The organism is Lacinutrix sp. C3R15 (genome assembly GCF_018860825.1).
Lineage (GTDB): Bacteria > Bacteroidota > Bacteroidia > Flavobacteriales > Flavobacteriaceae > Oceanihabitans.
The window spans coordinates 559,797-572,677 of record NZ_JAHKPZ010000030.1; the positions used below are offsets into that span (position 1 = coordinate 559,797).

General features: G+C 31.1%; 9 protein-coding genes and 1 tRNA gene. 5 read left to right on the top strand and 5 right to left on the bottom strand.

Translation table 11 applies throughout. The features are described 5' to 3' along the window. Positions 1-7: 7 nt before the first annotated feature. Positions 8-469 (bottom strand): ribosome assembly cofactor RimP, encoded by a 462-nt coding sequence (gene rimP, locus KO494_RS11120; RefSeq protein ID WP_215967671.1) that lies wholly within the window; start codon positions 467-469, stop codon positions 8-10. Positions 470-593: 124 nt separating this feature from the next. Beyond that, on the bottom strand, positions 594-3,038 hold the full coding sequence (locus KO494_RS11125; RefSeq protein ID WP_215967672.1) for a hypothetical protein: 2,445 nt from the start codon (positions 3,036-3,038) through the stop codon (positions 594-596). 113 nt (positions 3,039-3,151) lie between these two features. On the opposite strand from KO494_RS11125, the gene KO494_RS11130 reads away from it, so the two are divergent. Then, a complete protein-coding gene (locus KO494_RS11130) occupies positions 3,152-3,982 on the top strand; it encodes a universal stress protein (RefSeq protein ID WP_215967673.1) in 831 nt (276 codons plus the stop codon). Between the two features lie 147 nt (positions 3,983-4,129). Here the strand turns inward: KO494_RS11130 and KO494_RS11135 are convergent. Further along, a tRNA-Gln gene (locus tag KO494_RS11135) sits at positions 4,130-4,202 on the bottom strand. A 232-nt stretch (positions 4,203-4,434) separates the two neighbouring features. Here KO494_RS11135 and KO494_RS11140 point away from each other — a divergent pair. After that, on the top strand, positions 4,435-7,740 hold the full coding sequence (locus KO494_RS11140; protein ID WP_215967674.1) for a DUF2723 domain-containing protein: 3,306 nt from the start codon (positions 4,435-4,437) through the stop codon (positions 7,738-7,740). Positions 7,741-7,875: 135 nt separating this feature from the next. Next, complete coding sequence (locus tag KO494_RS11145) at positions 7,876-8,547, top strand: polysaccharide deacetylase family protein (protein WP_215967675.1); 672 nt, start codon at positions 7,876-7,878, stop codon at positions 8,545-8,547. A gap of 23 nt (positions 8,548-8,570) precedes the next feature. Here KO494_RS11145 and KO494_RS11150 read toward each other — a convergent pair whose 3' ends face one another. Next, on the bottom strand, positions 8,571-8,864 hold the full coding sequence (locus KO494_RS11150; protein WP_215967676.1) for a co-chaperone YbbN: 294 nt from the start codon (positions 8,862-8,864) through the stop codon (positions 8,571-8,573). A 73-nt stretch (positions 8,865-8,937) separates the two neighbouring features. Next, positions 8,938-10,230: a metallophosphoesterase gene (locus tag KO494_RS11155; RefSeq protein WP_215967677.1), complete on the bottom strand. Its 1,293-nt coding sequence runs from the start codon at positions 10,228-10,230 to the stop codon at positions 8,938-8,940. Between the two features lie 208 nt (positions 10,231-10,438). On the opposite strand from KO494_RS11155, the gene KO494_RS11160 reads away from it, so the two are divergent. Together KO494_RS11160 and KO494_RS11165 are read left to right on the top strand one after the other, a co-directional pair. Next, a complete protein-coding gene (locus KO494_RS11160) occupies positions 10,439-12,103 on the top strand; it encodes an MFS transporter (protein WP_215967678.1) in 1,665 nt (554 codons plus the stop codon). A 136-nt stretch (positions 12,104-12,239) separates the two neighbouring features. Next, positions 12,240-12,881 (top strand): hypothetical protein (locus tag KO494_RS11165; protein ID WP_215967679.1); only part of this gene is annotated, 642 nt, incomplete at its 3' end.

Here is a 12,881-nt window from a genome sequence, read left to right on the forward strand (position 1 = left end):
CTTTAAATTAAAATTTTATCATAACTTTTGCTTCTACAATATTTTCATAGGCAATATTTGCCTGTTTTTGCACGGTAACTTTACCTTTACCTACTGGTTTAGGCTCTCTACTTTTCCATTGCAAAGTAATTTCTTTTTCAGTAGCCTCTATTAGCGTACCTTCTAAGTTTTCTGTTTTTGTTTTCACTTCTAAAAGCCTACCAATGTTTTTTACATACTGACGTTTATGAGTCATTGGAGATGTTGCTCCTGCAGACATAACTTCAAGAGAAAAATCTTGTTCTTCTCGATCTAAGCTATTTTCAATTGCTCTACTAATAAAGATACAATCTTCTACAGTTACACCATTATCACCATCTAAAATTATTTTTATAGCGTTATCTGTTGTTATAGTTAAATCTATAAGAAATAAATCTGGCTTCTCTTCTAAGCTTGCGTCTAATAAGTCTTTTACGGTATTCTTAAACATTTTTTGGTATAAAAAGAGGGGACTTTTCGTCCCCTCATCCTTTTCTTTTTCGTTTCAACGGTGCAAATATACAATTTTTATCTTGATTTACAAAAGTTGTTGAAACACAATAGTTAGAATACACTTAATTTATAGTATTTGAGTAAACATTAACTTCTTTATACAACATATCCCCTTCTTCATTTAGCCCATTAATTATAATTTTCAAGCCCTCATTACCCTCTTTAGCAACTGTAATAAAATTATCTTTATTCGGCATTATGGTAAACTCTGGCACCCAATCTACAGTATCATAATACATCTTAGCACGAGAACTACTAAATTGGAGTGGCTTATACTGAAAAGGAGTATTATTTATTTTAAAACCAAATGCTGTTTGACTCGTTGTTGCACGTGTATCTTTTGCATTAACAACTTTTGCTTTCTTTTTTTTTAGTTTAATTTCTACAACTCCTGAAGCACCACGAATACCATAACCTGCTCCTGACCTATTTAACCTAACATACTCTACATCTTCAACATACAGATCATTCAAGACAGATAAATCTGAATTTAATGGTGCGCCATCTATTAAAACATAGGCTTGATTAGAACCTAAAAAAGTATTTATTCCTCTATTGGTAAAGACTACTGTACTTGGCGATATTTCACTAGTCTTTCTTGTTTCAATATTAGGTATTTGATCTAAATATTCAAAAATAGTACAGCCTTTGCATTGTATGGGATTTTTTTTAGTTGTTTCTGTAAAACCATTACCCAATTCTTTTGGATTATTAACATAACCAATAGAATCTAAGCTTGTTATTTTTTTATTTTCCTTTTTAGCAAAAAGCATAATTTCTTCTAATTGCTCTTCTCCTCTATTTACATAAATACTATCTTCTACATTAAAGTGAATGTTTTTTTCTTGATTGACATTATACTTTAAAATACTATCTGCCTTATATTTTGTTGTAATTGGGTTTATTGTAAATTTTGCATCTTGTATTACTCCTGCAGAATTTAACAATGCTAACTTATATTGACTAGGATGCACCAATAACAAATTAGTAAAAGCAAAGGTTTTTTCGCCTTTTAACTCTTTAAACAATACAATATTGTTTTCTTTTGAAGTTAGTAAAACTTTACAACCATTTAAATTATTTAAACTAGTGTTTACCAAACCACTAATAACAAGACCGTTTTCTGGTTTAATACTTATGTTATTAGCTTGCTGTATTATAACATCCTCTTTAAAACCTTTACTAATTTGTAACAATATATCTTTATCTTTGAGAGATGTTGCATGGCTTAAAATTGCTTTTGCATCTTCCTTACTTAATTCTACATAAGGCTTAATCAAGTATTCTGCCTTAATATTACTTCTGCTATTGTACATTTTTGTTTGATCTGTTAATACAGAAATACTTGCGTTTGCCTTTATATATTTATTTAATAGATTTATTTTTAACTGAATAGAATCTTTTGTCTCTTTTGCTTTTTCAATACTTAATGATATATCCTTTTTCTTATTAAAAAAGAAATTTCTACTAACTAATTGTTTGTTCTTATTATTAAAAACAGTGAAAGTATTTACACCATTAAACAGACCTTCTTTTTCAATTTTTAAAGCATAATTATTATACTCTGCATCTATTACTATTGGTATAACCGATTTTAAAACTCCGTTTCTATGCACCACAGCATAAAGACCTTCACCGGAAACATACTCTTTATTTGTTTCAGTATTGGTTACTATTTTAAAAACCACTTCTTTATCTGTAGTACTTTTATAATCATAATGAATTACAAACCCTTTTTCACTCACTAATGGCAATGATTTAATGTACTCTGTATTATTTACTATGGTTTTTAAAACATAGCTTTTACCAATATAACAAGGCAACTCTACAGCTCCTACTCCATGATTATTTGTTTGCAATCTTGCTTTAACCATTTGTGATTCTTGCTCCACAATACTAGCACTTACCTGTATTGGTTTACCATTTAAAACAGCTTTTACATACACTGTATTATACGCTCTACCAAGCAATATATTGCTTTCTGGTACTATTTCTAGCTGCAAAATAGAAACCTCATCTTCTGGAACACTATTTTTTACTGTTATTTTATTTTCATTAAAACCAGGCTGCTTCTCTGTTACATTAACCACTTCTATTTCTTTAATGTATGTAGAATTAAAATTTAAACCATACACTGTACCTAAAGCAATATAGTATGTCCCTGTGTTATAAGAAGCATCTAAACCAATAAACCCATTAACCATTCCTTTTTCTACAAATACCAAGTCACTTTTTATTAGCTCTTTTTTATCATTATAAATATTTACATGTAGGTTAGAAGTTTTATAATTAGGCACACCTGTTACATCATTTACAACATATATTTTATACCATATTTTTTCACCCGAAAAGTATAAAGACTTATTGGTATGCATAAAAAACTTCTCTTGATTAGCATTATTAAAAATAGTTTGACTATTGATAAAGTTTGCGACTAATTCTTGCTCATTTTCCTGAGAATAAATTACTAAACTAAAGAAGCAAAATAACAATGTGATTTTTTTCATTTTAACAACTCATTATTCCTCTAAATTTAGGAAAATCCATACAATATAAAAAATTGTCATTTTTATTTCTTAAATTTAAGAAGCTATTATTCTTAACTAAACTTTTAAATAAAATGAAAAAAATACTTGTACCAACAGACTTTTCAGAACAAGCCAATTACGCTCTTGAAGTTGCAGCAATGTTAGCAAAAAAAAATAATAGTGAAATTTACTTACTACACATGATAGACATACCTTTAAGTCAGATACCAGAACTTGGAGGCAACACTGCAGACAGCATTCCTGAAGCCATGTTTTTTATGAAACTTGCACATAAAAGATTTGAAGATATTTTAAGCAAAAACTTTTTAAAAGACATTAATGTTCATGAAACCGTAAACTTTTACCAAACATTTGAAGACATAAAAAACACCTGTAAAGAGCACAATATAGATATGATTGTTATGGGTTCTCATGGAGCCAGCGGCTTAAAAGAAATGTTTATTGGCTCTAACACAGAAAAAGTAGTACGTGTTTCTGACGTTCCTGTTTTAGTAATTAAAAACAAACACGAAGACTTTATTATTAATGATTTTGTTTTTGCTTCAGACTTTAAAAAAGACAACAAAGAAACATACAAACAGGCTACAAAATTAGCAAAAGCTTTTAACGCAAAAATGCATTTATTATTAGTAAACACGCCTAGCAGATTTACAACCACGCCAACTGCCAATGCTAGAATAGCAGATTTTATTAAAGAATCTGATTTTAACAACTACAACATTACCGTTTTTAATGATGAATCTGTAGAAAAAGGAATCTTAAACTTCTCGCATAGTATAAATGCAGATTTAATTGGTATTAGCACACATGGCAGACAAGGAATTGCTCATTTTTTTAACGGAAGCATTAGCGAAGACTTAGTTAACCACGCCAAAAGACCTGTTATCACCTTTAAAATATAAGCTATAATCACATAGTAATTTTAAAAACAGATTTTTTACCAGCTAATTTACAACCAGTTAAAACACAATACTCACAACTATTCACCTTAAATATATTGCAAAAAAAAATCCTTACTTGTTTAAAGTAAGGATTAAATTTAATTAATGTTGGCCCACTAGGGCTCGAACCTAGACTCTTCTGCACCAAAAACAGACGTGTTGCCAGTTACACCATGGGCCAATATCTCAAATTGAGAGTGCAAATTTAACACAAACTTTTGTTTGCGCAAATTTTTTTTAAAAAAATTTAAATAAATTTTTATTTTTTTTCAAAACAGCACTTTTTCATTCCTTTAGAAGTTCCTTTTTCTTTAAGGTACAAATACTCTTTATCAATTTAGTTATGAAAAACTTAAAATCTATGTTACTTTCATAATTATTATTAAATTCGCCATGCTAATTCAGACTAATACATGACACAATTCAATTTTAAAAAATGGAATACTATTCTAGGATGGTTTTCTTTTTTAATCGCTTTAATAACATACAGCTTAACGGTAGAACCTACAGTAAGTTTTTGGGATGCTGGTGAATATATTTTAACCGCTTCAAAATTACAAGTAGGTCATCCTCCTGGAGCTCCTTTATTTCAAATGCTTGGTGCTTTCTTTTCTATGTTTGCTCTTGAACCTTCACAAATAGGACTTGTAATGAACATGATGAGTGCTTTTGCCAGTGCTTTTACTATTTTATTTATGTTTTGGACCATAAGTCTTTTACTAAAAAAATTAGTACGTCAGGATGATACTTTAAGTAAAAATCAATCTATTGCAATTTTAGGTTCTGCTTTAGTAGGTAGTTTAGCCTTTACTTTTACAGATTCTTTTTGGTTTAATGCTGTAGAAACAGAAGTATATGCCATGGCTACTTTAATTATGTCTATTCTGTTTTGGTTAGGTTTACGTTGGGAACAAGACATGAATAAACCTAGAGGAAACCGTTGGCTTATTTTAATTGCCTTTGTTATCGGGCTTTCGTTTGGTGTGCACTTTATGGGATTACTTACTATTCCTGCTATCGGACTCATTTATTATTTTAAAAACTACAAAGAAATTACAGTCAAGAGTTTTATAATAGCCAATGCAGTTACTATTGCTATCCTACTTTTTATCTTTAAGCTTCTTGCTCCTAACATTTTAAGATTTTTTAGTGTTTTAGAAATTTTCTTTGTAAACTCTATTGGTCTTCCTTTTAACTCAGGAACTATTATAGCTGGCTTACTCTTAATAGCTTTTGTTTACTATAGTTTACAATACACAAGAAAGAAAAACTACATTCATTTAAACACTGGTATTCTGTGTTTAACTTTTATTATAATAGGTTTTTCAACATGGACCATGTTACCTATTCGTGCCAATGCAAATGTGGTAATTAATGAAAACAACCCTTCTAGCGCCAGAGAGCTGCTAGCCTATTATAACTTAGAGCAATACCCGGAAACACACCTGTTTTACGGACCACAATTTACCGACCAATATTCTGGTTTAGATGAAATTGAACCTTATGTAGATGATAAGCCTAAATACGAAAAAGACGAAGCAAAAGGAAAATATGTAATTGTTAACGACTATAAAAAAGCGAAACAGAATTACAACCACGAACACGCTTCTATTTTACCAAGAATGTGGAGTGCAGAAAATGCTGAAAACTACCTAATGTTTACTGGTATTTTAGATTTTAAACTAAAACCAGAATACCAATTAGAAAACGAATTACGAAGAGCAATTTCTGATTTTAAATCAGATGTAAATCAAGGACTAATAGACTATGAAGACTACAACAGTTTTTTAAAGCAATTTGGTCAATATCTTGATATTGAAAAACCATCTTTAATTAGCAATATTGTATACCTATTTGAATACCAATTAGGATACATGTATTGGCGTTATTTTATGTGGAATTTTACCGGAAAACAAGATGACATTCAAGGTAAATATGATAATCACGGAAACTGGATTAGCGGAATTAACTTTATTGACTCTTTGCATTTAGGGCAATCACAAGAAAACCTACCAGGAGACGTTAAAAACAACAAAGCCAGAAACACCTATTACTTTTTACCATTAATTCTTGGTCTTATTGGTTTGTTCTTTTTATTTAATAAAGATAAAAAAGTATTCTGGACTATGCTTGTGTTTTTCTTATTTACTGGATTAGCAATTCAAGTATATACCAACGTAAGACCTTTTGAGCCTCGTGAACGTGACTACTCTGTTGTTGGTTCGTTTTATGTATTTGCCCTATGGATTGGTTTTGGGGTTTATGCTATTTATGATACCCTTAAAAAACAAATATCCTCAAAAATGTTAGCGCCTGCAATTACAGTAGTGTGCTTAATTTTAGTTCCAGGAATTTTAGCTGCAAACAATTGGGATGATCATGATAGATCGGGTAAATACACTGCAGAAGCTATGGCTAAAATGTATTTAGACTCTTGTGATGAAAACGCTATTTTATTTACCATTGGTGATAATGATACTTTTGCACTTTGGTATGCCCAGGAAATTGAAGGCTACAGAACCGATGTTCGTGTAATTAACACCAGTCTTTTTCAAACAGATTGGTATATAGACCAAATGAAACGTAAAGCGTATGAAAGTGACCCAATACCTTCTCAATTTACGCATGACCAATACAAACATGGTACTCGAGATTATATCATGAAAAGACAAATCTCTAAAGACACCATGTTAATTAAAGATTTCTTAGATTTTGTAGGAAGCGATAATCCTAAAACAAAATTTAAATACATTATTCAGCAACAAGGAGATAACCCTAATGACTATCCAAATCAATTAGTAAACTCTAATTATTTTCCTGTAGAAGATGTTGTCATTCCTGTAAATAAAGAAAATGCTTTAAAATATGGAATTGTAGACCAAAAAGATGCAGATAAAATAGAAGACTATATACAAATTAAGATTACAGAAAGCGCATTGTATAAAAACCGTCTTCTTATGCTAGATATTGTTGCTAATAATGACTGGAAAAGACCTATTTATTTTACAGGTGGCGCATTTAGTGAAGATGATTATATCTGGATGAAAGACTACCTGCAACTAGATGGTATGTGTTACAAACTAACACCTATAAGAACTCCTGTAGACAGAGCAAACCCATTTGATATGGGAAGAGTAGATAGTGAAAAGATGTACAATATTGTAAAAAAATGGGATTGGGGAAACAGCAATAGTCCAGACATTTATCACGATGTTGAAACCAGAACTAACTCAATTACTTACAGAGGAAACCTTGCTCGTTTAATAGAACAATTTATAAACGAAGACAAACCAGAAAAAGCCGAAGAAATTGCAGATTTAGCGATGGATAAAATGCCTGTAGACTACTTTGGTTATTACACTTTATTAGAACCTTATATAAGTGCTTATTATGAAGTTGACGCAAAAGAAAAAGCACGTAAACTATTTAAAGATGTAAGTGTTAAATACCAAGAAAACTTAACCTACTACAGCACGTTAGACCAAAGAAAACAACGTGAACTTGGTGAACTTATTATTACAGATATAGAGCGATATAAGGCTCTTGTAGATGTTGTTTTAAATTATGATGATGAACTAGCAAAAACCGAAGCTAAAACATTTACAAACTTCCTACAGTTGTTTGATCATTTTAATGCTGGAATTCCTGATGAAACAACCAGAACGCCAGAACAAGATTTAGATGTATTACAAAAAGACACAATTATTGCACCAGAATAAAAAGTAAAAAGGTATTGGGTTATTGGGCTAAAACCACCTAATATTCAATACCTTTATAATTACAATATGTAAATTTTATTGTTATAACCAATACCTTGAAGATTATAATATTGTTTTTATGTTTGCATTATTATCATGAATCTAACACCTGTAAAAGCACCTTTAGTGGTACAAAAATTATTTCCTAAATACACTTGGGAAATAACTGCTAATACAAAAGAAATATATCTCACTTTTGATGATGGTCCAACACCAGAAATTACCAATTGGGTTTTAAACACACTAAAGCAATACCAAGCTAAAGCTACTTTTTTCTGCATCGGAAATAATATTGAAAAACACCCTGAAATCTTTCAAAATATTTTAAAAGAAGGTCATGCTATAGGCAATCACACACACAACCACCTAAAAGGCTGGAGAACAACTGTACCAGAGTATTTAGATAATATTGAAAGAGCACAACGTATTATAGACTTAAATAAGTCGTTTACAGAACAGAATAAAAGTGATGCTAATTTATCACACACTAAACTATTTCGTCCTCCTTATGGGCAAATAATGCCAAAACAAGGCACAGCATTAATAAAGCTAGGTTATAAAATTATTATGTGGAGTGTACTGTCTATAGATTGGGACAAATTTGTGTCTAGAAAAGTTTGTTTAAGCAATGTTATTACTAAAGCCAAATCGGGAAGTATTATTGTGTTTCATGATAGTGTAAAAGCTTCAAAAAATATGCAATACGCTTTACCAAAGGTTTTAGAGTATTACAGTAAAAAAGGCTACACTTTTAAAAGTTTAAATTAGCTCCTTTTAATCACTAAAAAGCATTACACATATTCTTGCATTAAACCAATAAGCGTATCTACATCTTGATATCCTGATTGCCTCCATTTCATTTCCCCATTTTTATAGATAATTAAAGTAGGTAAACTCTTTACGCGTAAAGCCTCTGCAAGCTCTTGATTTTTTTCTACATCAATTTTAATAACTTTGGCTTTATCTCCAAGCGCAGCAGCAACATCTCTAAGAATTACATGCATATTTTGTGATTGCTCATCTGCTGTAAAAAAGTCTAGCAACACAGGAATTTCTACATCTATAAGTTCTCCAAATTTTGACATACGCTATAGCTTTTAATAAAGGTGTTATTGTAAAAATAACGATTTTATTATAAAGTATAACATTTATTATTAATTATGCAGTAACAGTACCTCGTTTTAACTCTATAACTGTAATTTCTGGCCAAATACCAACACGCCCAGGAAAGGCTAAAAAGCCAAAACCTCTATTGATATACAAATACTGCTCTGCTTCTTTGTATAAACCAGCCCATTTAGGGTAACGGTATTTTACAGGACTCCATTTAAAATTAAAGAAAGGAATTTCTATACCAAACTGCATACCATGTGTATGACCTGCTAAGGTTAAATGAATCTTCTTTTCAAAATCAATAATATTAGCCTCGTCAAGTACTTTATCTAAATGATTTCTATCGGTTGTATTCACCTCCATTTCTTTAAAATCAAAGTGAGAAGGATCATGCGAGAGTAAGATATTAAAACCATTATCTGCAATATTTTTAGTTGCCTCTTTTAAGCTTCCTCGTTTAGGAAAATGTCTAGAAGCTCCCCAGTTTTCTACACCAAGAATATTAATTTTCTCTCCATTTTTTTCTATGGTTCTACTTTCATTTAGCAATAAATCAAAGCCTATTTGCTCGTGTATTTTTCCTAATTTTTTATGGTTATCTAGAATTTCTTCATCTGATTGGTATGCATAATATCCATAATCATGATTTCCTAAAACAGAATACATACCATCTTTTGCTTCTAATTTTTTAAAAGTATCTACCCAAGGGTGCATTTCTTCTGCTACAGCATTTACCAAATCCCCTGTAAATAAAATAGTATCACTTTGCTGTTCATTAATTAAATTAACGGCATATTCTATTTTCTCCTTGTTATCAAAACTACCAGAATGAATATCGCTAATTTGGGTTATTTTATATCCGTCAAAAGCCTCAGGTAAATCATCAAAAACAATTTGTTGTTTAATAACCTTAAAATTATATTTTCCTTTAATAACACCATATACAAATCCTGCAAATGGTATTGCAGCAACACCTAATGCTAACTGGCTAATAAATTTTCTTCGAGAAGGAATTGCTTCCTTTAAGCTTATGTCTTGTTGCGAAAAATTAAAAAGAGTTTGAAAGAACCTTACAATATCTTCCATAAAAAGAAAAGCAAAAACAAATAATTTTGGCACAACAAAGGTTAAAACCAAGGCTATAGCATACCCTGTGTTTAAGCTAAACCTGCTCCCTTTTCCTACCAGACTCATTTGGTAAAAAAACACCACACAAACCAATGCAAACAATACCCAAAAACCAACAAGAATAATTTTGTTTTTTGTTAAGGTTCGCAAAGCAGAAAAAGTATACAGTTCTAGTATAACCACCAGAATAATAGGAATTATAAATCGCATGTTATGTTTTTTATTAGTACAAAGATAATTCATCTAACAAAGAAACTTACTTAATAACCTGTTAATAAACTACCAACAAAACATTGAATATGGTTTACTTATACACCAAATAGTTACCTTTTTTAACCGCACAAAAGATATAGATATAATGAAAACTTAAAAATAAAACATATTTTAATTACATTTAGCCAACTAACTAATAAACCACATGAACAGTCAAAACAATAAATCAGCTTTAACCACCTTAGTTACGGTATTTTTTTTCTGGGGTTTTATAGCTGCCTCTAACGGCGTCTTTATTCCTTTTTGTAAAACCTATTTTAACATAGACCAATTTCAATCGCAATTGGTAGATTTTGCTTTTTATGGTGCCTATTATTTAGGAGCTTTATTCTTATTTGTTTTATCTAGTTCTATAAAAAAAGACATCTTAAATTCTTGGGGTTACAAAAACGGTATTATTTACGGACTACTCCTTTCTGCCCTTGGTGCATTTGTTATGTATCCTGCAACTATGGGAGCAGCACAAGGCCAAACACAAATATTCTACTTTGTGTTAATTGCTCTTTTTATAGTTGGCTTAGGGTTTTCATTACAGCAAACTGCAGCAAACCCTTTTACCATTGCTCTTGGTGATCCTGCTACAGGCTCTCACAGACTTAATTTAGCTGGAGGAATCAATTCTTTTGGTACTACCATTGGCCCAATTGTAGTAGCTTTTATCATCTTTGGCTCTGCTCCTCTATCTGGTGAAGAATTAACTACCATGATTAAAAACAACGAAATAAAACTAACCACCATCCAGGCACTATACATTGGCGTCGGCTTGTTGTTTTTGGTAGCTGCGGCTTTATTTCATTTTTCAAAAAAATTACCATCCTTAAAATCGGAAACAGCATTTGAACCTGCTAACAAAGCGAAAAACACCCTTTTAGTATTAACCGTAATAATCATTGCTTGTTTTGGTTATATTTTTAGCACCTATGCTACTGGTAAAGTTTCTTCAGAAGCTTTAGAGCACAAAAGATTAATTTTATTAATAATTGCTTTATTTGCTGTAATTGGCAGTCTTGTTTTTGCCTATACACGTTCTTCAAAAAAAGCCGATGGTTGGGGAGCCATGAAGTATCCACAACTTGTTTTAGGTATGTTAGCTATTTTCACCTATGTTGGTGTAGAAGTTACTATTGGTAGTAATTTAGGTGAATTATTAAAAAAAGCCGTAAACGGAACCACCCAAAACGCATTAGGGTTACCCATTTTAAACGACGGACAATTAGCACCATACATTTCGTTATATTGGGGAGGTTTAATGGTTGGTCGTTGGGTTGGTGCCATTACTGTTTTTAACCCTAATAAAGGACTAAAAAAAATATTATTAGTTGTAGTACCATATATTGCATTTGGTGTGATACTATTAGTAAACTTTGGCAAATACTCATTAGATCAGTTTTTATTTTTCGCCATCTGCATTGCGGTACAAATACTTGGCTTCTTTATAGCTAAAGACAACCCTGTAAAAACCCTTAAATTATTTAGTGCTTTTGGTATTATAGCCATGCTAATAGGGTTATTCTCATCAGGAAACATCGCTTTATTTGCTTTCTTATCTGGAGGTTTATTTTGCTCCATTATGTGGCCTTGCATCTTTACCCTTAGCATTGCTGGTTTAGGAAAATACACCTCGCAAGGCTCTGCCTTTTTAATTATGATGATTCTTGGTGGCGCTATTATTCCGCCATTACAAGGTAAATTAGCAGATGTTTTTAATATTCAATCCTCCTATTGGATTGCAGTATTATGCTTTGTCTATTTACTGTTTTATGCCTTTAGAACAAAAACCGTTTTAGACAAACAAGGTGTAACCTATTAATACACTATTAAATACTAATAATCATTACATACAAACCATTTATACATAAAATAATACCAACTATACAATAAGAAAGAAAGCGTTTACTTTTTTCAACCTAATTCACTTATATTTAACACTTTAAAAGTTGAAAATCATGAAAAAAAGCTACTTTTTTATTCTACTATTATTAACACAATTTGCATTTGCACAACTAGCAAATGATGATTGTGCAAATGCTGATTTAATAACCGTATCTAGTACCTCAACAAATTACACCTTTAACATTAATACAGCTATATTAAACAATCAATCCATATGCAGTACTACAGCAGACTATGCAGATGTTTGGTTTGAATTTTCAATGCCTTTTGATGGTAATCTATATGTAGACGGAACCTTATCTTGGAATAATTTTGCCATTTATAACACTTGTGGTGGTGCAGAAATAGATTGCGGAAGCACCAATAAGCTTTTTACAAACCTTAGCTCTGGAAACACGTATTTATTACGTGTATACAGAACTGCTGCTACAGCACCAAATACAAATTACCAAAGCTTTGATATCATAGCTTTTCAAAGTCTCACAAACGATACTTGTAGTACCTCTCAAAACATTTCTGTTACCACAACAGCAAGTACAGTAGATTTTGAAATTGGTGGTGCTACTATAAATAATGAAGAAGGCTGTACAGAAACTACAGAAGAATACGCAGATATTTGGTATGATTTTACCATGCCTGTTAACGGAAACCTTTATGTAGATGGCACACTAAGTTGGAATCAGTTTGCTTTATAT

Excerpts from the sequence above, each read along its gene's own strand:
- rimP (WP_215967671.1), bottom strand. The coding sequence starts at position 469 with ATGTTTAAGAATACCGTAAAAGACTTATTAGACGCAAGCTTAGAAGAG.
- KO494_RS11125 (WP_215967672.1), bottom strand. The coding sequence starts at position 3,038 with ATGAAAAAAATCACATTGTTATTTTGCTTCTTTAGTTTAGTAATTTAT.
- KO494_RS11130 (WP_215967673.1), top strand. The coding sequence starts at position 3,152 with ATGAAAAAAATACTTGTACCAACAGACTTTTCAGAACAAGCCAATTAC.
- KO494_RS11155 (WP_215967677.1), bottom strand. The coding sequence starts at position 10,230 with ATGCGATTTATAATTCCTATTATTCTGGTGGTTATACTAGAACTGTAT.
- KO494_RS11150 (WP_215967676.1), bottom strand. The coding sequence starts at position 8,864 with ATGTCAAAATTTGGAGAACTTATAGATGTAGAAATTCCTGTGTTGCTA.
- KO494_RS11145 (WP_215967675.1), top strand. The coding sequence starts at position 7,876 with ATGAATCTAACACCTGTAAAAGCACCTTTAGTGGTACAAAAATTATTT.
- KO494_RS11140 (WP_215967674.1), top strand. The coding sequence starts at position 4,435 with ATGACACAATTCAATTTTAAAAAATGGAATACTATTCTAGGATGGTTT.
- KO494_RS11160 (WP_215967678.1), top strand. The coding sequence starts at position 10,439 with ATGAACAGTCAAAACAATAAATCAGCTTTAACCACCTTAGTTACGGTA.